Source organism: Streptomyces sp. NPDC006516, assembly GCF_040611875.1.
Taxonomy (GTDB): Bacteria; Actinomycetota; Actinomycetes; order Streptomycetales; family Streptomycetaceae; genus Streptomyces.
In genome coordinates this window covers 1,299,474-1,322,909 of sequence record NZ_JBEXPD010000001.1, presented here as the reverse complement: position 1 = coordinate 1,322,909, position 23,436 = coordinate 1,299,474, and the positions used below count along the sequence as shown (strand labels likewise).

Here is a 23,436-nt window from a genome sequence, read left to right as displayed (position 1 = left end):
GGCGGTCAGGCGCCCATCATGTGCACGCCGCCGTCGACGTGGATGATCTCGCCCGTCGTCTTCGGGAAGAAGTCGGAGAGCAGCGCCACGACCCCACGGCCGGCCGGCTCCGGGTCGGCCATGTTCCACTCCAGCGGGGAGCGGTGGTTCCAGACGTCCGCGAGCTCACCGAAGCCCGGGATGGACTTGGCGGCCATGGAGCCGATCGGCCCGGCCGAGATCAGGTTGCAGCGGATGCTGTCCTTGCCCAGGTCGCGGGCGAGGTAGCGGGAGGTGGCCTCCAGCGCGGCCTTGGCCGGGCCCATCCAGTCGTACTGGGGCCAGGCGAACTGCGCGTCGAAGGTGAGGCCGACGATCGAGCCACCCTCCGCCATGAGCGGCTTGCACGCCATGGCGAGCGACTTCAGCGAGAACGCCGAGACGTGCATCGCGGTGGCGACCGACTCGAACGGGGTGTTCAGGAAGTTGCCGCCGAGCGCGTCCTGCGGCGCGAAGCCGATGGAGTGCACGACGCCGTCCAGCGAGCCGAGCTCCTCCTTGACCAGGCCGGCGAGCCGCTCCAGGTGCTCGTCGCTGGTGACGTCGAGCTCGATGACCTTGGCGGGCTTGGGAAGCTTCTTGGCGATGCGCTCGGTCAGCGTCGGCCGCGGGAAGGCGGTGAGGATGACCTCGGCGCCCTGCTCCTGGGCCACCTTCGCGGTGTGGAAAGCGATGGACGACTCCATCAGCACACCCGTGATGAGGATGCGCTTGCCGTCGAGAATTCCGCTCATGGTGATCAGTGACCCATGCCCAATCCGCCGTCAACGGGGATGACGGCTCCAGTGATGTAAGACGCGTCGTCGGACGCGAGGAAGCGCACCGCGGCGGCGATCTCCGCGGGCTGCGCGTAGCGGCCGAGCGGCACCTGCGACACGATGTCCTTGCGCTGCTCGTCGGTGAGCACCTGCGTCATGTCGGTGTCGACGAACCCGGGCGCGACGACGTTGAAGGTGATGTTGCGCGAGCCGAGCTCACGGGCCAGCGACCGGGCGAAACCGACCAGGCCCGCCTTGGACGCCGCGTAGTTGGCCTGTCCGGCCGAGCCGAGGAGGCCGACGACGGAGGAGATCAGGACGACCCGGCCCTTCTTCGCGCGCAGCATCGCGCGGTTGGCCCGCTTGACGACGCGGAAGGTGCCGGTGAGGTTGGTGTCGAGGACCGAGGTGAAATCCTCCTCGGACATCCGCATCAGCAACTGGTCCTTGGTGATACCGGCGTTGGCGACCAGCACCTCCACGGGACCGTGCTTCTCCTCGATCTCCTTGTAGGCCTGCTCCACCTGCTCGGTGTCGGTGATGTCGCACCGAACGCCCAGGACCCCCGCGTCGGTGAGTTCCTGAGGCGGCTCTCCCGAGCGGTAGGTGACGGCGACCTTGTCGCCGTTGTCGGCGAAGGCGCGGGCGATGGCGAGGCCGATGCCCCGGTTTCCTCCGGTGACGAGAACCGAGCGGCTCAACGGATCACCCTTTCCTTGGCGGTCTGGTACCTCGAAAACCTATCGGTACCACCCCGCATCCAGGGAATCGGGCCCTGACAGCGCCGCCGGGCCGCGACTGTTGGATCCCTACAGAATGCTCCGGGCATGTCCTCGGCACGGTAAAAGGAGCGCACGGGGATGCCGGAACCCTTCATGATTCACTGCGGAGACGTTTTTCAGAGGTGGAGAAGGGGAGGCCCGCGTGGCCCACGAGGTAGATCAGTCGTTTCTGGCCCTGCCGCTGCGTGCCCTCGCCGACGCGGCGCTGGCCCGCGCCCGGGCACTCGGTGCCGTACACGCGGACTTCCGGCTGGAGCGGGTGCGCGGTGCCTCCTGGCGCCTGCGGGACGCCCGGCCGGCCGGGACGTCGGACACCACCGATCTCGGTTTCGCCGTCCGGGTGGTGCACGGCGGTGCCTGGGGGTTCGCGTCCGGGGTGGACCTGACCATGGACGCGGCGGCCAAGGTCGCCTCGCAGGCCGTGGCCATGGCGAAGCTGTCGGCGAAGGTGATCGCCGCGGCCGGCTCCGACGAGCGCGTCGAGCTGGCGGACGAGCCGGTGCACGGCGAGCGGACCTGGGTGTCGTCGTACGACGTCGATCCCTTCTCCGTACCGGACGCCGAGAAGGCCGGGCTGCTCGCCGAGTGGAGCTCGCGGCTGCTGGCGGCCGACGGTGTGGCGCACGTGGACGCGTCCCTGATGACCGTCCACGAGAACAAGTTCTACGCGGACACCGCAGGTACGGTCACCACCCAGCAGCGGGTGCGGGTGCATCCGCAGCTGACCGCGGTCGCGGTGGACGGCACGACCGGTGAGTTCGACTCCATGCGGACGATCGCGCCGCCGGTGGGCCGGGGCTGGGAGTACCTCACGGGCACGGGCTGGGACTGGGACTCGGAGCTGGAGCGCATCCCCGGGCTGCTGGCCGAGAAGATGCGGGCGCCGAGCGTCGAGGCGGGGACGTACGACCTGGTCGTCGACCCGTCGAACCTCTGGCTGACCATCCACGAGTCGATCGGCCACGCGACCGAACTGGACCGCGCACTGGGCTACGAGGCGGCGTACGCGGGAACGTCGTTCGCCACCTTCGACCAGCTGGGGAAGCTGGCGTACGGGTCCCCCGTGATGAACGTGACCGGTGACCGCACCGCCGAGCACGGGCTCGCGACGGTCGGTTACGACGACGAGGGCGTCGAGGCGCAGTCCTGGGACCTGGTCAAGGACGGGACCCTGGTGGGCTACCAGACGGACCGGCGGATCGCGAAGCTGACGGGTCTGGGCCGCTCCAACGGGTGCGCGTACGCGGACTCGCCGGAGCACGTCCCCGTGCAGCGCATGGCGAACGTCTCGCTGAAGCCGGACCCCGGCGGGCTCTCCACGGAGGACCTGATCGGCGGGGTCGAGCGCGGGATCTACGTCGTCGGCGACCGGTCGTGGTCCATCGACATGCAGAGGTACAACTTCCAGTTCACCGGTCAGCGCTTCTTCCGCATCGAGAACGGCAGGCTGGCGGGCCAGCTCCGGGACGTGGCGTACCAGGCGACGACCACCGACTTCTGGGGCTCGATGGAGAAGGTGGGCGGTCCGCAGACCTACGTGCTGGGCGGCGCGTTCAACTGCGGCAAGGCCCAGCCGGGTCAGGTCGCCGCGGTCTCGCACGGCTGTCCCTCCGCCCTCTTCCGAGGCGTGAACATCCTCAACACGACGCAGGAGGCCGGGCGATGAGCCGCGTCAGCAAGCCGTACGAGATCGTCGAGCGCGCACTGGAGCTGTCCACCGCCGACGGCTGTGTGGTCGTCGCGGACGAGGACTCCTCCGCCAATCTGCGCTGGGCCGGCAACGCGCTCACCACGAACGGGGTGACGCGGGGGCGGACTCTGACCGTGATCGCGACCGTGGACGGCGCGGAGGGGACGGCATCGGGAGTGGTGTCCCGCTCGGCCGTCACGGCCGACGACCTGGAACCCCTCGTACGGGCCGCCGAGGCAGCCGCGCGCGGCGCCGGGCCCGCCGAGGACGCACAGCCGCTGGTCTCCGGCGTCCCGGCGTCCGCCGACTTCACGGACGCGCCGGCGGAGACCGGCTCCGACGTCTTCGCGGACTTCGCGCCTGCGCTCGGCGACGCCTTCGCCCGGGCCCGCTCGGGCGGCCGCGAGCTGTACGGCTTCGCCCACCACCAGCTGACCTCGACGTACGTGGGTACGTCGACGGGCCTGCGGCTGCGCCACGACCAGCCGAACGGGACGCTCGAGCTGAACGCCAAGTCCCCCGACCGGACCAGGTCCGCCTGGGCGGGCCGAGCGACGCGCGACTTCAAGGACGTCGACCCCGCGGCCCTGGATGCCGAGCTGGCGCAGCGTCTGGGGTGGGCGGAGCGCAGGATCGAGCTGCCGGCGGGGCGATACGAGACGCTGCTCCCGCCGACCGCTGTGGCCGATCTGCTGATCTATCAGTACTGGTCGGCGGGTGCCCGGGACGCGGCGGAGGGCCGGACGGTCTTCTCCCGGCCCGGTGGTGGCACGCGGATCGGCGAGACGCTCTCCGAGCTGCCGCTGACGCTGCGCAGCGATCCGCACGCGCCGGGCCTGGAGTCCGCGCCGTTCGTGATCGCGCACGCGTCGGGGGACGGTTCCTCGGTGTTCGACAACGGGCTGCCGCTGGCTCCGACCGACTGGATCAAGGACGGCGTGCTGGAGCGGCTGACCACGACGCGGCACTCCGCCGGGCTGACGGGGCTGCCGGTGGCGCCGGCCATGGACAACCTCGTGCTGGACGGCGGCGGTGAGCGGTCCCTGGAGGAGATGGTGGCGGCGACGACCGGCCGTGCCCTGCTGCTGACCTGCCTCTGGTACATCCGGGAGGTGGATCCGGCCACGCTGCTGCTGACCGGGCTGACCCGGGACGGGGTCTATCTGGTGGAGGACGGCGAGGTGCTCGGCGAGGTGAACAACTTCCGCTTCAACGAGTCGCCGGTCGGGCTGCTGTCGCGGGCGTCGGAGGCGGGCCGCACGGAGAAGACGCTGCCGCGCGAGTGGGGCGACTACTTCACCCGCGCCGCGATGCCCGCGCTGCGCATCCCGGACTTCCACATGAGCTCGGTCAGCCGGGGCGTCTGACCGTCCTAGACTGGACCGGCACACCCCGAACCCCCCGAGGAGAGAATCGACCGTGACCGACATCGTCGACGAGCTGAAGTGGCGTGGGCTGTTCGCCCAGTCCACCGACGAGGACGCACTGCGCAAGGCTCTCGCGGACGGCCCGGTCACCTTCTATTGCGGGTTCGACCCGACTGCGGCGAGTCTGCACGTCGGCCACCTGGTGCAGGTCCTCACCATGCGGCGGCTCCAGCTCGCCGGGCTGAAGCCGCTCGCGCTGGTGGGCGGGGCCACCGGCCAGATCGGTGACCCGCGGCCCACCGCGGAGCGCACGCTGAACGACCCGGAGACCATCGCCGCGTGGGTCCAGCGGCTGCGGGGGCAGATCGAGCCCTTCCTCACCTTCGAGGGCCCGAACGCCGCCACGATGGTGAACAACCTGGACTGGACCGCGGGTCTGTCCGCGATCGAGTTCCTCCGGGACATCGGCAAGCACTTCCGGGTCAACAAGATGCTGACCAAGGACTCGGTGGCCCGTCGGCTGGAGTCGCAGGAGGGCATCAGCTACACGGAGTTCAGCTACCAGCTCCTGCAGGGCATGGACTACCTGGAGCTGTACCGGCGCCACGGCTGCACGCTCCAGCAGGGCGGCAGCGACCAGTGGGGCAATCTCACCGCGGGCATCGACCTGATCCACCGCCTGGAGCCGGGCGCCCAGGTGCACGCGCTGGCGACCCCGCTGATGGTGAAGGCCGACGGCACCAAGTTCGGCAAGTCCGAGAGCGGTGCCGTCTGGCTGGACCCGGAGATGACGACGCCGTACGCGTTCTACCAGTTCTGGCTGAACGTGGACGACCGGGACATCTCGACGTACATGCGCATCCTCAGCTTCAAGAGCCGTGAGGAGCTCGAGGAGCTGGAGAAGCTCACCGAGGAGCGTCCGCAGGCGCGTTCGGCGCAGCGTTCGCTGGCCGAGGAGCTGACGACGCTGGTGCACGGCGGTGCGCAGTGCGCGGCAGTCATCGCGGCCTCGAAGGCGCTGTTCGGGCAGGGCGATCTCGGTGAGCTGGACGAGGCGACGCTCGGCGCCGCCCTGTCCGAGGTGCCGCACGCCCGGGTCGCCGAGCTGGGCCCTGTGGTGGACCTCCTGGTCGAGGTGGGGCTGTCCGCCAGCAAGTCGGCCGCCCGCCGCACGGTCAAGGAGGGCGGGGCGTACGTGAACAACGTGAAGGTCACGGACGGCGAGAGCGCCCCCGCCGCCGAGGAGCTGCTGCACGGCCGCTGGCTGGTCCTGCGCCGGGGCAAGAAGAACCTGGCCGCCGTCGAGGTCGTCGCGGGCTGAGGTTCCGGTACGCACAGCATCGCGGCCGGTCACGCATGACGCGTGGCCGGCCGCGGTGCTGTCCTTACCGGGCTCAGGTTCTCTGCCTCTTGCCCTTGTTTCGCCTGATCGACTGCCAGAGCATGTCGCCGACACCGACGACGGCCACGGCTCCGATCAGCTGGAGCACATGACGGATCCAGTCGATCCCCTTGGTGTCCTCGACGCCGATCCAGGACGCGACTGCGTTACCCAGGATGCTGCCGAGGATGCCGAACACCGCCGTCAGCCAGAGGGGGATGTCCTGCTTGCCGGGAAGGATCGCGCGCGCGATCACACCCAGCACCAGTCCTACGATGATTGCCCACAACCAGCTCATATCGCCTCCTCGTGCGGCGCGGTGTGCGCACGTTCGCCCAGTCTCGTCCCCCCGGTCGTACGCCGCATGCTGGACAGGGCCGTACGGGGCAGGGCGCCACGGACCGGTACGAACGGGACATGCCCCGGTCTCGAAGCCTGCGGACACCGGGCGTACCGTAGGACCCGCGCCGTCCGGGGAAGTCCGGCACAGAGATCTGGTGGTGGAATCACGATGCGGAAGCAGAGCGGCCCGGAGGTTTTCCGTATCACGGGCGCCCGGCAGGGACTTGCCGACGACGTGCGCGGCAGACAAAGGCGCTACATCATCTCGATGTCCGTGCGCACCGTGTCCGTGGTGTTGGCCGCGACGCTGTGGAACATCGAGAGGCATGTGGCCGTGGTGGCGCTCGCATTGGGCGTTCTGCTCCCCTATGTCGCGGTGGTCATCGCCAACGCCGGTCGCGAGAACGCCCCTTCACTGCCGTCCACGTTCGTGCCCGCCCCGATGCGCCCCGCGCTCGGGGCTCCCGCCGCGGCGGGCCCCGGGGAACCGGCCCAGGAGCCCGTGGCGGAGCCTCACCGGCCGGGCGGCACCGGTGATCCCCGCGGCACGGACTGACCGGGCGCCGGGGCCCGAAGCTCAAGAAAAGCTCAGATCAATCATGACGTTCCGGTGCACCTCACCCGGGTCCGCGTGGCATACTTCGTGAGCGCTCCGCATCCCCCGTCGGAGCGACGGACCGACGCCGGGCAGCTCCCCCCGTGGCTGCTCGGCGTCGCCTTTCTCCGGCGGGGATGCCCGCGGCGCCCCGGCTGCGAACCCTTAGGGTTGAGGCCGTGAACTTCCCCGATACTTCAGCCGAGAGCGCCTCGGGCGCACCGGTCTGCTCCGCCAAGGGCTGCCGCGCCGATGCCGTGTGGGTGCTGGCCTGGAACAACCCGAAGCTCCACACCCCCGAGCGGCGCAAGACCTGGCTGGCCTGCGAGGAGCACCGGGAGCACCTCTCCTCGTTCCTCGGGGTGCGGGGGTTCCTGAAGGACGTCGTGCCCCTCGGGGAATGGGAGTCCTCAGCCACCGATCGCTGACATCGGGCGGTCGGGCTGGAGGAAGGACGGGTCGTCGAGACCGGAGCCCGCCTTCTTGCCCCACATGGCGAGCTTCCAGATCCTGGCGATCTCCTCGTCCGGCGCCTCGGAGCGCAGGGCGCCTCGCAGGTCCGTCTCCTCGCGGGCGAAGAGGCAGGTGCGGACCTGGCCGTCGGCGGTGAGCCGGGTGCGGTCGCAGGCGCGGCAGAAGGGCCTGGTCACGGAGGCGATGACGCCGACGCGGTGCGGGCCGCCGTCCACCGTCCAGCGCTCGGCGGGGGCCGATCCGCGCTTCTCGTCACCTTCCTCGGTGAGAGTGAACCGGGTGCGCAGCGAGTCGAGGATGTCACCCGCCGTGATCATTCCGTCACGCTTCCAGCCGTGCTGGGCGTCGAGCGGCATCTGCTCGATGAAGCGGAGCTCGTAGTCGTGCTCGACGGCCCAGGCGAGCAGGTCGGGGGCCTCGTCCTCGTTGAGGCCGGGCATCAGGACGGAGTTGACCTTGACCGGGGTGAGTCCGGCTTCCCGGGCGGCCTGGAGTCCGTCGAGTACGTCCTGATGGCGGTCGCGGCGGGTGAGGGTCTTGAAGACGTCGGGGCGCAGGGTGTCCAGGGAGACGTTGACCCGGTCCAGACCCGCGGCCTTCAGGGCGGTCGCGGTGCGCTTGAGTCCGATGCCGTTGGTGGTGAGAGACATCTTCGGGCGGGGCTCCAGCGCGGCGCAGCGCTCGACGATCGACACCAGCCCGGGGCGCAGCAGGGGCTCGCCGCCGGTGAAGCGGATTTCCCTGATGCCGAGGTCGGTGACGGCGATGCGGATGAGCCTGACGATCTCGTCGTCGCTGAGGAGCTCGGTCTTGCCGAGCCACTGGAGGCCCTCTTCGGGCATGCAGTAGGTGCAGCGGAGATTGCACTTGTCGGTCAGTGAGACACGCAGGTCGGTGGCGACCCGCCCGTAGGTGTCGATGAGCACTGTGGGCCCCCTCCCCCGGTGATGTCCGCGGTTGCGGTCTGACTCCTCCGAGACTACGCGAGAGCGGTGACATCCAGGGTGCGCGGTTGCCACGAGGTGTGACGGGGCTCCGTCGTAGGGACCTACGACGGAGCCCCGCCGTAGGTCTGACGACGGGGCTCCGCGGGCGGTCAGGCGTGCGGGTCAGTGGGCTCCGGTGCCGGTGAGGGACTTGACCTCGAGCTCGGCGTACTTGCCCTTGTCCGGCACTTCCTTGGAGAGGATCGAGCCGAGCCAGCCGAGCAGGAAGCCCAGCGGGATGGAGATGAGGCCCGGGTTCTCCAGGGGGAAGAAGGCGAAGTCCACGTCCGGGAACATGGAGGTGGCCTTGCCGGAGACGACCGGGGAGAAGAGCACCAGCAGGACGGACGAGGCGAGGCCGCCGTAGATCGACCAGAGGGCGCCCTGCGTGGTGAAGCGCTTCCAGAACAGGCTGTACAGGATGGTCGGCAGGTTGGCGGAGGCGGCGACGGCGAAGGCCAGGGCGACGAGTCCGGCCACGTTCAGGTCGCGGGCCATCGCGCCGAGGCCGATGGAGACGACACCGATCGCGACGGTGGCCCAGCGGGCGGCGCTCATCTCCTCCTTCTCGGTCGCCTTCCCCTTGCGGATGACGTTGGCGTAGATGTCGTGGGCGAAGGAGGACGAGGAGGCGAGGGTGAGGCCCGCGACCACGGCGAGGATCGTCGCGAAGGCGACGGCGGAGATGACGGCGAGCATGATGGCGCCGCCGGTGGTGCCGACCCCGCCGAGGTACTCGGCGAGCTGGGGGGCCGCCGCGTTGCCCGCCGGGTTCTTCGCCTTGATCTCCTCGGGCCCGATGAGCGCCGCGGCACCGAAGCCGAGGGCGATCGTCATCAGGTAGAAGGCGCCGATGATGCCGATGGCCCAGTTCACGGACTTGCGGGCGGCCTTGGCGGTCGGGACGGTGTAGAAGCGGATGAGGATGTGCGGCAGGCCCGCGGTGCCGAGCACCAGGGCGATGCCGAGCGAGATGAAGTCCAGCTTCGACACGTCGGTGGCGCCGTACTTGAGGCCGGGCTCCAGGAACGCCGCGCCGTGACCGCTCTTCTCCGCGGCGGTGCCCAGCAGGTCGGAGACGTTGAAGTCGAACTTCCACAGCACCATGAGGGTCATCAGCAGCGCGCCCGCGATGAGCAGCACGGCCTTGACCATCTGGACCCAGGTGGTGCCCTTCATGCCGCCGATGGTGACGTAGAGGATCATGAGTACGCCGACCAGCGCGACGATGAGGACCTTGCCGGCGTCGCTGGTGATCCCGAGCAGCAGGGCGACGAGTACTCCCGCGCCGGCCATCTGGGCGAGCAGGTAGAAGATCGACACGACGATGGTGGAGACACCGGCGGCGGTACGCACCGGCCGCTGGCGCATCCGGTAGGCGAGGACGTCGCCCATGGTGTAGCGGCCGGAGTTCCGCAGCGGCTCGGCGACGAGCAGCAGGGCCACCAGCCAGGCGACGAGGAAGCCGATGGAGTAGAGGAAGCCGTCGTAGCCGAAGAGCGCGATGGCCCCGGCGATGCCGAGGAAGGACGCCGCCGACATGTAGTCGCCGGAGACGGCGAGGCCGTTCTGGAAGGCGGTGAACTGCCGTCCGCCGGCGTAGAAGTCGGACGCGCTCTTGGTCTGCCTGCCCGCCCAGACGGTGATGCCCAGGGTCGCGGCGACGAAGACCGCGAAGAGGGTGATGATCAGCGGCCGGTGCTCCGTCGTGGAGGAGGCGGCGAGCTGGATCACGGCGTGGGATTCGTACGCGGCGCTCATGCGTCGGCCTCCAGACGGGACTTGATGGCCGCCGCCTGCGGGTCGAGCTTGTTCGTGGCGTGGCGCGAGTAGAACCAGGCGATGAGGAAGGTGGTGGCGAACTGGGCGAGGCCGAAGACGAAGGCCACGTTGAAGTTGGCGACGACCTTGGTGCCCATGAAGTCGCCGGCATAGCTGGACAGCAGCACGTACAGCAGGTACCAGGCGATGAAGCCCACGGTCAGCGGGAAGGCGAACGAGCGGTGGGAGCGGCGCAGTTCGGTGAACTCCGCGCTGTTCTGCGCCTCGAGGAACGCCTCGGTCGTGGGCTGGACGGGGCTGTCGTCCTCACGCTTCTGGGGCGGCGGTGCTTCGGTAGCCACGGATTCTCCTCGCGACGCGGGTGCGGTGGTGGGCACGGTGGATTTCACAGGGAGTCCTCTGCCTGATCGGGGCTGGTGCACGGCTCCCTGTGCAACGGCACGGAGAGCACGGCGAAGCGGTTCACCGCAGGTTCGGTCTTCTCCGGTGTGGGCCGTGGACGCGCCTCCCATAGGTCACACCTCGAACTCACTTGCCCGTATTCATTGATGTGCCGGGAAGATCAGCGATAACTTCACAGGTCATGTACCGGTCCGGTCACGCCTGTGTCCGGACCACTGGCACGGATGATGTGGAGAACCCATGGCTCATCTGGCATCCAGACGGACACGCGTACTCACGCTGCCCGTCGGGCTCGCGCTCACGGCTTCGCTCGGTTTCCTCCCGACGGGGACCGCGGCCGCCGCACCCGCGGAGGAGCCGGCGGCGGTGACGGCAGACGGCCCCCAGCTGTCGTACGTCGTGAACACGAGGGCCGGTCACGGCACGGTCAAGCAGGTCCGCAAGGCGATAGCCGCGGCCGGCGGAACCGTCGTGACCTCGTACGACAAGATAGGCGTCGTCGTCGTCCACTCGAAGAACCCGGACTTCGGCGCGACGATCCGCAAGGCCAAGGGCGTCCAGTCGGCGGGCGCCACGCGCACCAACCCGATCGTCCCGCAGGCGACGAAGGACATCGGCGCCGGGCAGCCCCTCACCGCCGGTCAGGCGCGGGCGGCGGCGGCCGAGGCCGAGGCCGGCCAGGACGCGCTCGAACCCCTCCAGTGGGACCTGCCCGCCATCAAGGCGGACAAGGCGCACGAGAAGTCGCTCGGCAGCAGCAAGGTCACCGTCGCGGTCATCGACACGGGCGTGGACGACACCCACCCGGACCTGGCCCCGAACTTCGACCGTGAGGCCTCGGTGAACTGCGTGTCCGGCGCCCCGGACACCACGGACGGCGCCTGGCGTCCCGCGGCCGGCGAGAGCGACCACGGCACGCACGTGGCGGGCACCATAGCCGCCGCGAAGAACGGCACCGGCGTCACGGGCGTCGCGCCAGGTGTGAAGGTCTCCGGCATCAAGGTGTCCACCCCGGCCGGCTTCTTCTACGCCGAGGCCGTGGTGTGCGGCTTCGTCTGGGCCGCCGAGCACGGCGTCGACGTGACCAACAACAGCTATTACACGGACCCCTGGCTGTTCAACTGCAAGAACGACCCCGACCAGGGCGCTCTCGTGGAGGCGGTCACCCGCGCCACCCGTTACGCGGAGGGCAAGGGCGTCGTCAACGTCGCCGCGGCAGGCAACTCCGACCACGATCTGGCCCTCGACGCCATCGAGGACTCGACGAGCCCGAACGACACGACTCCGGTCACGCGCACGGTCGACCCGAGCGCCTGCCCGGACATCCCGACCATGCTGCCGGGTGTCGTGACGGTCGCCGCGACCGGTGCGAAGGGCCTGAAGTCCTCCTACTCCAACTACGGTCTCGGTGTCATCGACGTGGCCGCCCCGGGCGGTGACTCGACGCGTTACCAGACGCCGGAGGCACCGGCCGTCAGCGGTCTGATCCTGTCGACGCTGCCGGGCGGCGGTTTCGGCTACAAGGCCGGTACGTCGATGGCGTCCCCGCACGTCGCGGGCGTCGCGGCCCTGATCAAGTCGACCCACCCGCACGCCTCGCCGGCGGTGGTGAAGGCGCTGCTGACCCACGAGGCCGACGCCACCGCGTGCGGCGCGCCGTACGACATCGACGGTGACGGCACCGTCGACGCGGTCTGCGAGGGCGGCACGCAGTACAACGGCTTCTACGGAGCCGGTGTCGTGGACGCGCTGGACGCGGTCCGCAAGTAGGGCATGAGGGAGGGGCCGGGGACAGCTGTCCCCGGCCCCTCCTGTGTTCCGTCCCGCCGACTACGGCTTGACGAGGACCTTGAGCGCCGTGCGCTCGTCCATCGCCTTGTATCCGCCGGGCACGCCGTCCAGCCCGACCGTCAGGTCGAAGACGGGCGACGGGTCGATCGTGCCGTCCAGCACGTCGGGGAGCAGGTCGGGGATGTACGTCCGCACGGGCGCGACGCCGCCGCGCAGGGCGATGTTGCGGTCGAACATGACGCCGAGGTCCACTCCGGTACCGCTGCCGTGCGGGACGCCGACGTAACCGACGGAGCCGCCGTCGCGGACGATCGCGAGGGCCGTGCGCATCGACTGCTCGGTGCCGACCGCCTCGATCACCCCGTGGGTGCCTTCGCCGCGGGTCAGCTCGCGTACGGCGGCGAGGGCGGCGTCGCCGCGCTCGGCGACGACGTCTGTGGCACCGAACGCGCGGGCGATGTCGGTACGGGCCTGGTGGCGGCCCAGCGCGATGATCCGTTCGGCACCGAGCCGCTTGGCCGCCATGACGCCGCACAGGCCTACCGCGCCGTCACCGACGACGGCGACGGTGCTGCCGGGCCGCACGCCCGCGCCGAGCGCCGCGTGGTGACCTGTGCCCAGGACGTCGGAGAGCGCCAGGAGGGCGGTGAGCAGCCGGTCGTCGGAGGCGGCTGCGGCCGGGAGCTTGACCAGGGTGCCGTCGGCGAACGGGACGCGCACGGCCTCACCCTGACCGCCGTCGGAGCCGACCGATCCCCAGAAGCCTCCCTGGGGGCAGGAGGTGGTCAGCCCGTCCGCGCAGTAGGTGCAGGTGCCGTCGGACCAGACGAACGGGGCCACCACGAGGTCGCCGACGGCGAAGCCGTTGACCCCGGCCCCGGCCTCCTCGACGACGCCGAGGAACTCGTGGCCGATGCGCTGCCCGGGCTGCCGGGCGGACTCGCCCCGGTAGGCCCACAGGTCACTGCCGCAGATGCAGGCCCGCAGAACCCGCAGGACCACGTCGGTCGGCTGCTGGACCGTGGGGTCGGGCACCTCCTCGACGCGGATGTCGTGGGGGGCGTGGATGACTGTGGCGCGCATGCGTGGGGATCCTCGCTGGTCTCAGATTCTGATACGCCTCTCACGGTACGCCCCGGGGGCGGCGCCGGTGGAATCCGCGCATGTGTCGAGCGCCCCCCGCGTGAGCAGGTACTGCGCGGCGATGTAGGTCAGCATGATCCAGAAGTTGTGCGCGGGCGGCTGGGGCCATTCCGCGATGCCGGTGGCGATGAGGGCGTCGGAGAACAGGAAGAGGGCGCCGCCGGCGGCGGCTCTCCGGCCGAGGACGCCCGCCCGCCACGCCATCGCCGTGAGCAGCAGGCTGTACGCGGTGAGGGGGACGCGCAGCCCGCCCGGCAGCCCCGGCCACAGGAGCACGACGAAGCTCACGAGGACGGCGGCGTACACGAGGCCGGTGCCAGGGCGCACGGGGGCGCGGCCGAAGAGCAGGAGGTAGCAGACGTGCCCGGCGGCGAAGAAGCCCATACCGGCGAGGAACGCGGGCTCCGCGTCGGGCATCAGCAGCACGTCCCCCGCCCAGCCGCACAGCAAGGCGGCGATCAGGATCCGGGATCCGCCGCGCGCCGCGGCGTAGCCGGCGAGCAGGAGCATCAGCAGCGGCTTGGTGGCCACGTGCACGGCGTCCTGCCCCGCGAGGAGCCCCGCCAGATGGACGGCGGAGACGGCCAGGAAGGCGACGAGCAGCGGGCGCACGAGCCGGGGCGCACCGGAGCGCGGCGTCATCCGCTGGTCCCGGCGGCGTGCGACTGCGCGGCGGCGGTCGGTGCCGTCGCGTCGGCGTGCGACCGCACGTCGGCCGGTGCTGTCGCCGTGGTGGGCGAGGGCTGCCAGCCCGGCCCCCGGAAGACGCGGCCCGCCCGCTCGCTCCAGGTGGCCGCCGCCCGCACGTCGCGGGCGATGGCCACGTACTCGTGGGTGGCGACGCGGAGGGGGTTGTAGGTGCTGATGTTCTTGGTGAGGCCGAAGACGGGCCGCTCGGTCTCGGCCGCGAACGAGCCGAAGAGCCGGTCCCAGACGATGAGGATCCCGCCGAAGTTCCGGTCCAGGTAGCCGCCCTGGGAGGCGTGGTGCACCCGGTGGTGGGAGGGCGTGTTGAGGACGTACTCGAAGGGTCTGGGCAGTTTGTCGATCCGCTCGGTGTGCACCCAGAACTGGTAGACGAGGTTCGCCGACGAACAGAAGGCGAGCGCGGCCGGGTGCACGCCCAGCGCGATGAGCGGCAGGTAGAAGGGCCAGGAGGTGAGCGAGGTCCAGGGCTGGCGCAGCGCGGTGGTGAGGTTGAACTTCCGGCTGGAGTGGTGGACGACGTGGCAGGCCCAGAGGATCCGGATGACGTGGTGGCCCCGGTGGGACCAGTAGTAGAAGAAGTCCTGGGCCAGGAGCATGAGCAGGATCGTCCACCACAGGACGGGGACGCGCAGCGGGGTCAGTTCGTAGACCGCCGCGTAGATCGCCACGACGGGGATCTTCCACAGCAGGTCGAAGGCCAGGCTGCCGAGGCCCATGGTGACGCTGGTGGCGGCGTCCTTGGCGTCGTACCCGGCGGCCTCCTCGTCCGGGTGAAGCCGGTGGACCACCATTTCGACGACGGTGAGCAGGACGAAGGCCGGGATCGACCACAGCACGACATCGGGCAGGTTCGGCTCCATGCGTGCACCGTAGAGCCGCCGGAGGTGCCGGGCATAGATGTTGTTACCGACAAGTATGTGAGACACGCCGTCATGAGTGTTTGGCAGTTTCCACCAACGGACGCATCGGCCGGCCCGGCACGAGTGACGTCAAAGCAAGGGGCCCCCGCGGGCCGGAGTTCTCACACCCCCGCCGCCCCCAGCAGCACCCCCGCCCCGTAGGTCACCGCCATGGCGACGGCTCCCCCGGCCATGTTCCGCAGCACCGCGCGCCCGGCCGGCGCCTCACCGAGCCGGGCACTCCACCAGCCGGTGAGGGCGAGGGCCGCGAGGACCGAGACCACCGTGACGGGGAGGCGGACCGACGTGGGCGGCAGCACGATCGCCAGGAGGGGCAGCAGCGCGCCCACCGTGAAGGCCAGGAAGCTCGCTCCCGCCGCGTGCCACGGGTTGGTGAGCTCGTCCGGGTCGATGCCCAGCTCGACCTCCGCATGGGCCCGCAGCGCGTCGCGCTGCGTCAGCTGGACGGCGGCCTCCCGGGCGAGCCCTCTGCTGAGCCCCTTCTGCTCCAGCAGCCCGGTCAGTTCGGCGAGCTCGGCCTCCGGGGCCTCCTCCAGCTCCCGGGTCTCGGTCGCCAGGGCGGCCTTCTCGGAGTCGCGCTGGGTGGAAACCGAGACGTACTCGCCCGCCGCCATCGACATGGAGCCCGCGAGCAGCCCGGCCAGGCCCGCCGTCAGCAGGGTGGAACGCGCACCGGTGGCCCCGGCGACGCCGACGACCAGGCCTGCCGTGGAGACCACTCCGTCGTTCGCCCCGAGCACCGCCGCACGCAGCCAGTTGAGCCGGGTGCCGAGCCCGGCCCCGTGGGGTTCGTCGTGTGTCCGCGCCTGTCTCTCCGTCATGCCGGGAGCGTCTCACCGCCCACTCCCCGGCGGGATCCACGACCCGCGTTTTCACGGTCACGGCCAACTGCTCGCCCGGGCCACCGGGTTCAGGGACACAACCGCCCGGATAGGTCACTGTCGGTCCCGGCCCGTATTCTCTGTGACCATGCTCGACGACCGTCAGACCGCAGCGCCGTGGCCGGCCGCGTATCCCCAGGGGTACGCGGTCGTCGACGTGGAGACCACCGGACTCGCCCGCGACGACCGGATAGTGTCCGCCGCCGTCTACCGGCTGGACGCCCAGGGTGACGTCGAGGACCACTGGTACACGCTGGTGAATCCGGAGCGCGACCCCGGCCCCGTCTGGATCCATGGGCTGACCAGTGACGTCCTGGAGGGCGCGCCGCTCTTCCCCGAGGTCGCGGCGGAGTTGTCGCAGCGGCTGGCCGGCCGGGTGCTGGTCGCCCACAACGCCGCGTTCGACTGGTCGATGATCGCCCGGGAGTACGCACGCGCGGCGGTCACCGCGCCCGTCGAGCAGCGGCTGTGCACCATCGCGCTGTCCAAGGAGCTCCGGCTCCCCCTGCCCAACCACAAGCTGGAGTCGCTGGCCGCGCACTTCGGTGTGGTGCAGCAGCGCGCGCACCACGCGCTCGACGACGCCAGGGTGCTGGCCGAGGCGTTCCGTCCGAGCCTGCACGCGGCGGCCCGGGGTGGTGTGCGCCTGCCGCTGCTGGAGTGCCGTCCCCTGACGGAGTGGTACGACTCCCCGGTCACCCCTCGCGCCGGATACCGGCCCTCGCCGACGCAGAGCTGGCGTCCCTCGCGCAAGCGTCCGGCGTGCCCGTATCCGAACCCGGGACGCTACGAGTCGGACAAACCTCTCATGCAGGGCATGCGGGTGGCGTTCTCCGGCGACACCTCCGTCGACCGGGAGCTCCTGGAGGACCGGGCCGTGGAGGCCGGCCTGCATGTGGCGACCAGCGTGTCGCGACTGACGAGCCTGCTGGTGACCAACGATCCGGACTCGGTGACCTCCAAGACGGTGAAGGCGAAGTCCTTCGGCACGCCGATCCTGGAGGAGAGCGCCTTCACCCATCTGCTGAGGGATGTGGCCCCCGCGAAGACGGTCGTCGTGCCGAGGCCGTCACCGTCATCGGAGTGAACCGGGGGCGACTCGCCCTGCATCCGCTCGCCCGCCGCCCTCATGCGTCCCACCCTGTGGCGCATGGCACGATGTGAGGTTTGCGGAAACGACTACGGGATGTCCTTCGAGGTGCACGCGCAGGGCGCGGTGCACGTCTTCGACTGCTTCTCCTGCGCCATCCACCGCATGGCGCCCATCTGTGAGCACTGCCGGGTACAGGTCATCGGCCAGGGCGTCGAGGTCGACGGCCACTGGTACTGCGGCGGCCACTGCGCCCGCGCCGAGGGGAGGGCGGGCATCGTGGACAAAGTGTGACGGTCCGCTCCGTCCGCACGGGGCACCCTCCGTGCCGCACCCCATGACCCCGGTTGTACGGTCATGGGGTGTACCGCTTCCTGATGACCCGGCAGTGGGTGATTCTCACCCTCCTCGTCCTGGCCATGATTCCCACGATGATCGAGCTGGGTTTCTGGCAGCTCCACCGGCATGAACACCGGGTCGAGCAGAACGCGCTCATCACGCGGAACCTCGAGGCGGAGCCCGTCCCGGTGGCCCGGGTGACCTCTCCCGGGCACACGGTCCCGCGCTCCGACTACTGGAAGGCGGTGACGGCGACCGGGACCTTCGACACCGAGCACGAGGTCGTCGTACGGCGCCGTACCTCGCGGGACGAACGCATCGGCGTACTGGTGCTGACCCCGCTGGACCTCAAGGGCGGCGGCACCGTCCTGGTCAACCGCGGCTGGGTTCCCGCCGCGGCGGACCAGCAGGCCTACCCAGAGGTTCCTCCGCCGCCCGGCGGCGAGGTCACCGTCGCGGGCCGGCTCAAGGCGGACGAGACGACGAGCGCCAGCGGTATCAAGGACCTTCAGGGCCTGCCGGACCGTCAGGTGATGCTGATCAACAGCGCCCAGCAGTCCCACCTGCTCGGCCGTCCGGTCCTGGGCGGCTACATGGAGCTGACGAGCCCCGAACCGGCCGGCGGAAGTCCCGAGACGATCGCCGCCCCCGACGACGGCTCCATCGGCCCGCACATGGCGTACGCCGTCCAGTGGTGGCTCTTCGCCGCGGGTGTCCCCGTCGGCTGGGTCATTCTCGTACGCCGCGAGAAGCACGACCGCGCCCAGGCCACCGCCGACGGCGAGACGGCGCAGGAGCGGGAACCGGCCACCGCCTAGACGGCGTCGCGACGCCTGTTCGCACCCGTTTCGCTGCTTAGCGGCGCCCAGGTTCGGGAAGACGCCAGAGCGTGACCCCACGCATCGAGGACTACGCCCTCATCGGCGATCTCCAGACGGCCGCCCTGGTCGGCAGGAACGGTTCTGTCGACTGGTTGTGCCTGCCCCGCTTCGACTCGGGCGCCTGCTTCGCGGCCCTGCTCGGTGACGAGGACAACGGCCACTGGCGCATCGCCCCCCAGGGCACGGACAGCACGGAGAACTGCACCCGGCGCGGTTACGTGGACGACTCCCTGGTCCTGGAGACCTACTGGGAGACCAGGACCGGGACGGTCAAGGTCGTGGACTTCATGCCGCAGCGCGACAAGGCCCCCGACGTCATGCGGATCGTGCAGGGCATCAGCGGGAGCGTCGACATGAGCTCCGTCCTGCGGCTCCGTTTCGACTTCGGCTCCGTGGTCCCGTGGATGCGCCGTTCGCACGGACACCGGGTGGCGGTGGCCGGCCCCGACTCCGTCTGGCTGCGCAGCGAACCGCCGGTCAAGACCTGGGGCCAGCAGTTCAGCACCTGCTCCTCCTTCACGGTCGCCGAGGGCGAGTCCGTGGCCTTCGTCCTGACCTGGCACCCCTCGCACTCCCCCCGGCCCAAGCTGATCGATCCGCACAAGGCGCTGAAGCACACTCTCACCGACTGGGCGAAGTGGTCGGCGCGGTGCACCTATCACGGCCCGCACAGAGAGGCGGTGCTGCGCTCCCTGATCACCCTGAAGGCGCTCACCTACGCCCCCACCGGCGGAATCGTCGCCGCGCTCACGACCTCGCTCCCGGAGGAGATCGGAGGCGTACGGAACTGGGACTACCGCTACTGCTGGCTGCGGGACTCCACGCTCACCCTGGGAGCCATGATCTCGGCCGGATATCTGGAGGAGGCGGCGGCATGGCGGGACTGGCTCCTGCGTGCCGTGGCCGGTGACCCCGCGGACCTCCAGATCATGTACGGGCTCGCGGGCGAGCGCAGGCTTCCGGAGACGGAGCTGCCCTGGCTCAGGGGGTACGAGAACTCCCTGCCGGTCCGGACGGGCAACGCGGCGGTGCGGCAACGGCAGCTCGACGTCTACGGCGAGGTCATCGACTCGCTCAGGGTGGCCCGCACCGCCGGGCTCGACGACAAGCCGCACGCCTGGAACCTGCAACTCAGCCTGCTCGGCTTCCTGGAGTCCACCTGGCGCGAGCCGGACGAGGGCCTGTGGGAGGTCCGCGGTCAGCGCCGCCATTTCGTGCACTCCAAGGTCATGGCCTGGGTCGCGGCCGACCGCGCGGTACGCACTCTGGAGGAGAACCCCGAGCTCCCGGGCGACGCCGACCGCTGGCGGGCGATGCGGGACGCCGTGCACGCGGAGGTCTGCGACAAGGGCTACGACCCCGTGCGCAACACCTTCACCCAGTACTACGGCTCCCAGGACCTGGACGCCTCGACGCTGCTGATCGTGCGCACCGGCTTCCTGCCGCCCGACGACCCCCGGGTGATCGGAACGGTCGACGCGGTGCGGGACGAGCTCGCCCACGACGGTCTGATCCGCCGCTACAGCACCGAGGGCGCGTCGGTGGACGGTCTGCCCGGCGACGAGGGTGCCTTCATCGCGTGCTCGTTCTGGCTGGTCGACGCCCTGCTGCGGACGGGCCGCAGGGAGGAGGCCGAGGAGCTGTTCACCCGGCTGCTGGAGCTGCGCAACGACGTGGGGCTGCTGGCAGAGGAGTACGACCCGGTGGCCGCGCGCCAGCTCGGCAACTACCCGCAGGCTTTCAGTCACATCGGCCTGGTGAACAGCGCGGTCGACCTCGCCGGTGAGGACTTGGCAGGATAGGCCCATGGATCTTGGACTGAAGGACCGTGTGTACATCGTCACCGGGGCGACCCGCGGGCTCGGCAACGCCACCGCGCGTGCCCTGGCCGCCGACGGGGCGAAGGTGATCATCTCCGGCCGTGACGAGAAGGGCGCCGTCGAGGCCGCCGCCGAGCTGGGGGCCGACGCGATCGGCATCGGCGCGGACAACGCCGACCCCCTGGCCGCCCGGCGTCTCGTGGACGCGGCGAAGGAACGCTTCGGCAGGCTGGACGGCATCCTCATCAGCGTCGGCGGGCCCGCGCCGGGCTTCCTGGCCGACAACACGGACGATCAGTGGCAGTCGGCGTTCGAGTCGGTCTTCCTCGGCGCCGTCCGGCTGGCCCGTACGGCTGCCGAGGCGCTCGGCGAGGGCGGAGTCATCGGCTTCGTCCTGTCCGGATCGGTGCACGAACCGATCGCCGGGCTGACCATCTCCAACGGTCTGCGCCCCGGCCTCGCCGGCTTCGCCAAGTCGCTCGCCGACGAGCTGGGCCCGCGCGGCATCCGGGTCGTGGGAGTGCTGCCGTCGCGGATCGACACGGACCGGGTGCGCGAGCTCGACGCCCTGTCCGGCGACGCGGAGGCGTCCCGCACGGCCAACGAGGCGCGCATCCCGCTGCGCCGCTACGGCACCCCGGAGGAGTTCGGGAAGACCTCGGCCTTCCTGCTCTCCCCGGCCGCCTCCTACCTGACGGGCATCATGGTGCCCGTCGACGGTGGCGCGCGGCACGGTTTCTGAGACCGTCTCGCGGGCCGCCGGCAGCGCGCTTTCCGAGACCGCCTCGCGCGCCCCTCGGCGGTGGCGCGCGGCACGGTTCCTGAGACCGCCTCGCGGGCGGTCCGGCGTCAGGTCACCCGCTCCGCGTGGTGCTTGACCGCCTTCAGACGGACCTCGGCGGGCAGCTCGTCCAGCCCGGCCGAGGTCCGCGCGTGGGTCAGCGCCCCCTCGGAGAGGCCTCGCAGCGCCAGCCCGGGAGACGCGTGCGGCTCCATCAGCATGCGGACCCTGGCCCGCGGGGCGGTACGCCGCCCGGTGAGCGTGGCCTTCGCGTCGGCGACCCCGTCCAGCCGGGCCGCCTCGACGCCGAGTACGCCCTCCAGCGCCCTGCCGCGCAGCAGTGCTCCCTCCCCGTCGCCGCTGTCCACCAGCACCTCGGCGAGGCGCCTGCGGCGCAGCTGGGCCAGGAACCACCACAGCGCCAGGACCACCAGGACGGCCAGGACGGCGATGACGGTGGGCCACCACCAGCCCTCGTCCCGCCACCTGGTCCGGTCGGACCTGCTGAGCAGCACGTCGTCCGTGCCGTCCCAGGGCCACCAGGAGGGCAGGGACAGGCCGAGGCCCGTCACGAGGACGGCGCCGCCGACGACGAGCAGGACCAGCCCGGCCAGGCCGAGCAGGACCCGGTTGACGGTTCCGATCACGGGGTCATCCCTTCTTCGCCGGCCGGTGGACGTGCACGGAGAGGCCTGGCGGCCGCGCCAGGCCCAGATCACTGATCGCCGTGGACACGACGGTTTCCAGGTCGGCCCTGACGTCGTCGAGTTCACGGAAGTGCGAGACGGCCCGCACGCTCGCCTTGCGGCGCTTCATCCTGACCCGTACGGCCTGTACCCCGGCCACCTCCACCGCCCGGTCACGCAGCACGAGTGCCGCGGCGTTCCGGTCGAGACCGGCCCGGACCTCCGGGTGTTCGCGGCGCATGGGCAGCAGCTTGCGCAGTCCTGGGGTGAGGGCCAGGACGAGCAGCCAGAGCCCGAGAGCAGCCGCGAGGGCGGATCCCGCGAGCACCCACACGTCGTCGAGGTGACGGCTCGCCAGGTCGTCGGCGACCGAGCGCCGCCACTGCATGGCCGGGTGGTCGGCGCGGACCGCCGCGATGTCGTAGAGCAGGAGTCCGCTGCCACCGAGGACGATCAGGGCGACCAGCACGGCAGGGACTCTGCGCGCGGACCAGAAGCGGCCCGCACGGCCGCCCTTCCGCTGCGCCGCGTCAGCGGCCTCGTAGGTCGAGCCCGACGCGGACCGGTCCATCTCGATTACGCCACCGGAGGGTGCCGGCTCCACCGTGGGCAGGCGCCGCGTGCTGTTCTCCGGGTCCTGGGGCTCGCTCATCGGATGCTCCCCTCCGGTGTCGCGCCCGATCCCTGTGCGTGCAGCCGTTCGACCTGCACCGCCACTTCGGGCACCTCCATGCCGGCCAGGGCTCTCACCCGCTCGGCGACGCGACGACGCACCGCACCGCACTGACGGCCGATGTCACAGGGGTAGGCCAGGTCGAGGCTGACCCGCACGCGCGCCGTGTCGCGGTGCACGGTGACGGTGGCGCGCGGGGAGGCGGCGCCCTTGGGCCGCTCGTCCACGGCCTCCTTCGCCGCCTGCGCGGCGATCTTCGCTACGACCCGGTCGGCGATCCGGGTCTGCCCGCGCTCGGCGGCGTCGACCCGGCCTGTCACCGCCGTCACCGTCGCCGGTCGCCGCGATCGCGGCGCCTGAAGAAGTCACCGGGTTCGAGGTCGCCGTCCAGGAGGCGGCCGGCGATGAAGCCGACCGCGCCCAGTGCGGCCACCAGCAGAAAGGCCCCGAAGCCGCCGAAGTAACCGGCGAAACCGAGCGCCATGCCGGCCACCAGGCCGACCACAGCCATGCTCATCTTGTGCTCCTCAACTGCCGCGCGTGTGGGGCTACTGGACGCGTGACTCGGATTCGTCCTCGTCGTCGTCCTCCTCGTCGGGCAGCTTCACGTCGCTCACGGCGATGTTGACCTCGACGACTTCCAGACCGGTCATCCGCTCGACCGCCGCGATGACGTTCTCGCGTACGTCGCCGGCCACCTCCCTGATCGACACCCCGTAGACGACGACGATCTCCAGGTCGAGGGCGGTCTGCGATTCACCGACCTCCGCCTTGACACCGCGCGACACGGACCTGCCGCCGCCGGGGACACGGTCGCGCATCGCTCCGAAGGTCCTGGAGAGGCCACTGCCCATCACATGGACACCGGCCACGTCACGTGCGGCCATTCCGGCGATCTTCTCGACCACGCCGTCGGCGATGGTGGTGCGGCCCCGGGTCCCGGGAGCGCCGCCTCCGCGCTTGCTGAACTGGCTCTGCCTGCCCTCGTCCCCGCCGGACGCACTGCCGGGGTTCTCGGGCCGGTTCCGCTGTGGGGTCTCGGTCATCGCCGCTCTTCCCTTCGGGGCGGGTGGAACTTCCGTTGCCCACAGTAAGTGCGCTTGCCCGGTCCCGCGCCACGGATGG

26 protein-coding genes are annotated in these 23,436 nt (G+C 70.8%); 11 read left to right on the top strand and 15 right to left on the bottom strand.

Translation table 11 applies throughout. The features are described from left to right. Window positions 1–5: 5 nt before the first annotated feature. Both fabI and fabG read right to left on the bottom strand, forming a co-directional pair. On the bottom strand, window positions 6–773 hold the full coding sequence (gene fabI / locus ABZY45_RS05855; protein ID WP_356736469.1) for an enoyl-ACP reductase FabI: 768 nt from the start codon (window positions 771–773) through the stop codon (window positions 6–8). A 5-nt stretch (window positions 774–778) separates the two neighbouring features. Beyond that, a complete protein-coding gene (fabG, locus tag ABZY45_RS05850; RefSeq protein WP_356736467.1) occupies window positions 779–1,498 on the bottom strand; it encodes a 3-oxoacyl-[acyl-carrier-protein] reductase in 720 nt (239 codons plus the stop codon). Between the two features lie 223 nt (window positions 1,499–1,721). Here fabG and ABZY45_RS05845 point away from each other — a divergent pair, with 223 nt between their 5' ends. The 3 genes from ABZY45_RS05845 to tyrS are packed head-to-tail and all read left to right on the top strand — an operon-like array spanning window position 1,722 to window position 5,957. After that, the gene (locus ABZY45_RS05845; RefSeq protein ID WP_356736465.1) at window positions 1,722–3,245 is read left to right on the top strand and encodes a TldD/PmbA family protein; all 1,524 of its coding nucleotides are present in this window, start codon (window positions 1,722–1,724) and stop codon (window positions 3,243–3,245) included. Further along, a complete protein-coding gene (locus tag ABZY45_RS05840) occupies window positions 3,242–4,636 on the top strand; it encodes a metallopeptidase TldD-related protein (protein WP_356736463.1) in 1,395 nt (464 codons plus the stop codon). The genes ABZY45_RS05845 and ABZY45_RS05840 overlap by 4 nt, the downstream gene beginning before the upstream one ends. Before the next feature lie 52 nt (window positions 4,637–4,688). Further along, window positions 4,689–5,957 (top strand): tyrosine--tRNA ligase, encoded by a 1,269-nt coding sequence (gene tyrS / locus ABZY45_RS05835; RefSeq protein ID WP_356736461.1) that lies wholly within the window; start codon window positions 4,689–4,691, stop codon window positions 5,955–5,957. Window positions 5,958–6,030: 73 nt separating this feature from the next. Here the strand turns inward: tyrS and ABZY45_RS05830 are convergent, their stop codons facing one another. Then, window positions 6,031–6,315 (bottom strand): GlsB/YeaQ/YmgE family stress response membrane protein, encoded by a 285-nt coding sequence (locus tag ABZY45_RS05830; protein WP_356736459.1) that lies wholly within the window; start codon window positions 6,313–6,315, stop codon window positions 6,031–6,033. 213 nt (window positions 6,316–6,528) lie between these two features. Here ABZY45_RS05830 and ABZY45_RS05825 point away from each other — a divergent pair, with 213 nt between their 5' ends. Beyond that, window positions 6,529–6,915 carry a DUF3099 domain-containing protein gene (locus ABZY45_RS05825; RefSeq protein ID WP_356736457.1) on the top strand — a complete coding sequence of 129 codons (387 nt, stop codon included), beginning with the start codon at window positions 6,529–6,531 and terminating at the stop codon, window positions 6,913–6,915. A gap of 218 nt (window positions 6,916–7,133) precedes the next feature. Then, complete coding sequence (locus tag ABZY45_RS05820; protein ID WP_356736455.1) at window positions 7,134–7,382, top strand: hypothetical protein; 249 nt, start codon at window positions 7,134–7,136, stop codon at window positions 7,380–7,382. Here the strand turns inward: ABZY45_RS05820 and moaA are convergent. From moaA to ABZY45_RS05805, 3 genes are all read right to left on the bottom strand, one after another. Then, entirely contained in the window at window positions 7,365–8,354 is a 990-nt protein-coding gene (gene moaA, locus ABZY45_RS05815; RefSeq protein ID WP_356736453.1) for a GTP 3',8-cyclase MoaA, read from the bottom strand. The two genes, ABZY45_RS05820 and moaA, sit on opposite strands and share 18 nt — an antisense overlap. 183 nt (window positions 8,355–8,537) lie before the next feature. Continuing rightward, complete coding sequence (locus tag ABZY45_RS05810; RefSeq protein WP_356736451.1) at window positions 8,538–10,175, bottom strand: cation acetate symporter; 1,638 nt, start codon at window positions 10,173–10,175, stop codon at window positions 8,538–8,540. Continuing rightward, on the bottom strand, window positions 10,172–10,537 hold the full coding sequence (locus ABZY45_RS05805) for a DUF485 domain-containing protein (RefSeq protein ID WP_356736449.1): 366 nt from the start codon (window positions 10,535–10,537) through the stop codon (window positions 10,172–10,174). Before ABZY45_RS05805 ends, ABZY45_RS05810 begins: the two co-directional genes overlap by 4 nt. A 301-nt stretch (window positions 10,538–10,838) precedes the next feature. Between ABZY45_RS05805 and ABZY45_RS05800 the strand changes: the two genes are divergently transcribed. Further along, the gene (locus tag ABZY45_RS05800; RefSeq protein ID WP_356736447.1) at window positions 10,839–12,368 is read left to right on the top strand and encodes a S8 family serine peptidase; all 1,530 of its coding nucleotides are present in this window, start codon (window positions 10,839–10,841) and stop codon (window positions 12,366–12,368) included. Window positions 12,369–12,428: 60 nt separating this feature from the next. Here ABZY45_RS05800 and ABZY45_RS05795 read toward each other — a convergent pair whose 3' ends face one another. From ABZY45_RS05795 to ABZY45_RS05780, 4 genes are all read right to left on the bottom strand, one after another. Further along, window positions 12,429–13,472: a zinc-dependent alcohol dehydrogenase family protein gene (locus tag ABZY45_RS05795; protein WP_356736445.1), complete on the bottom strand. Its 1,044-nt coding sequence runs from the start codon at window positions 13,470–13,472 to the stop codon at window positions 12,429–12,431. A gap of 21 nt (window positions 13,473–13,493) precedes the next feature. Beyond that, on the bottom strand, window positions 13,494–14,174 hold the full coding sequence (locus tag ABZY45_RS05790) for a lysoplasmalogenase (protein WP_356736443.1): 681 nt from the start codon (window positions 14,172–14,174) through the stop codon (window positions 13,494–13,496). Further along, the gene (locus ABZY45_RS05785) at window positions 14,171–15,100 is read right to left on the bottom strand and encodes a sterol desaturase family protein (RefSeq protein ID WP_356736441.1); all 930 of its coding nucleotides are present in this window, start codon (window positions 15,098–15,100) and stop codon (window positions 14,171–14,173) included. The genes ABZY45_RS05790 and ABZY45_RS05785 overlap by 4 nt, the downstream gene beginning before the upstream one ends. Before the next feature lie 161 nt (window positions 15,101–15,261). After that, window positions 15,262–15,981 (bottom strand): VIT family protein, encoded by a 720-nt coding sequence (locus tag ABZY45_RS05780; protein WP_356736439.1) that lies wholly within the window; start codon window positions 15,979–15,981, stop codon window positions 15,262–15,264. Between the two features lie 142 nt (window positions 15,982–16,123). On the opposite strand from ABZY45_RS05780, the gene ABZY45_RS05775 reads away from it, so the two are divergent. From ABZY45_RS05775 to ABZY45_RS05755, 5 genes are all read left to right on the top strand, one after another. Beyond that, window positions 16,124–17,128, top strand: coding sequence for a DEDDh family exonuclease (locus tag ABZY45_RS05775; RefSeq protein WP_356736437.1), 1,005 nt, complete (start codon window positions 16,124–16,126; stop codon window positions 17,126–17,128). A gap of 63 nt (window positions 17,129–17,191) precedes the next feature. Continuing rightward, complete coding sequence (locus ABZY45_RS05770; protein WP_073747930.1) at window positions 17,192–17,425, top strand: hypothetical protein; 234 nt, start codon at window positions 17,192–17,194, stop codon at window positions 17,423–17,425. A gap of 68 nt (window positions 17,426–17,493) precedes the next feature. Further along, the gene (locus ABZY45_RS05765; protein WP_356736435.1) at window positions 17,494–18,288 is read left to right on the top strand and encodes an SURF1 family protein; all 795 of its coding nucleotides are present in this window, start codon (window positions 17,494–17,496) and stop codon (window positions 18,286–18,288) included. A 71-nt stretch (window positions 18,289–18,359) separates the two neighbouring features. Continuing rightward, window positions 18,360–20,153, top strand: a complete 1,794-nt coding sequence (locus ABZY45_RS05760) for a glycoside hydrolase family 15 protein (RefSeq protein ID WP_356736433.1) — start codon at window positions 18,360–18,362, stop codon at window positions 20,151–20,153. A 4-nt stretch (window positions 20,154–20,157) separates the two neighbouring features. Then, window positions 20,158–20,913 (top strand): SDR family oxidoreductase, encoded by a 756-nt coding sequence (locus tag ABZY45_RS05755; protein ID WP_356736431.1) that lies wholly within the window; start codon window positions 20,158–20,160, stop codon window positions 20,911–20,913. A gap of 107 nt (window positions 20,914–21,020) precedes the next feature. Here ABZY45_RS05755 and amaP read toward each other — a convergent pair whose 3' ends face one another. Genes amaP through ABZY45_RS05730 form a run of 5 tightly spaced genes read right to left on the bottom strand, consistent with a single transcriptional unit; the run spans window position 21,021 to window position 23,357 of the window. Then, complete coding sequence (gene amaP / locus ABZY45_RS05750; RefSeq protein WP_356736428.1) at window positions 21,021–21,599, bottom strand: alkaline shock response membrane anchor protein AmaP; 579 nt, start codon at window positions 21,597–21,599, stop codon at window positions 21,021–21,023. Window positions 21,600–21,603: 4 nt separating this feature from the next. Then, window positions 21,604–22,290: a DUF6286 domain-containing protein gene (locus tag ABZY45_RS05745; RefSeq protein WP_356736426.1), complete on the bottom strand. Its 687-nt coding sequence runs from the start codon at window positions 22,288–22,290 to the stop codon at window positions 21,604–21,606. Next, window positions 22,287–22,640, bottom strand: coding sequence for a hypothetical protein (locus ABZY45_RS05740; protein WP_356736424.1), 354 nt, complete (start codon window positions 22,638–22,640; stop codon window positions 22,287–22,289). The genes ABZY45_RS05745 and ABZY45_RS05740 overlap by 4 nt, the downstream gene beginning before the upstream one ends. Beyond that, window positions 22,637–22,828, bottom strand: a complete 192-nt coding sequence (locus ABZY45_RS05735; RefSeq protein WP_145802599.1) for a hypothetical protein — start codon at window positions 22,826–22,828, stop codon at window positions 22,637–22,639. Before ABZY45_RS05735 ends, ABZY45_RS05740 begins: the two co-directional genes overlap by 4 nt. A 31-nt stretch (window positions 22,829–22,859) precedes the next feature. After that, window positions 22,860–23,357 (bottom strand): Asp23/Gls24 family envelope stress response protein, encoded by a 498-nt coding sequence (locus tag ABZY45_RS05730; protein ID WP_356736422.1) that lies wholly within the window; start codon window positions 23,355–23,357, stop codon window positions 22,860–22,862. Between the last annotated feature and the right edge of the window lie 79 nt (window positions 23,358–23,436).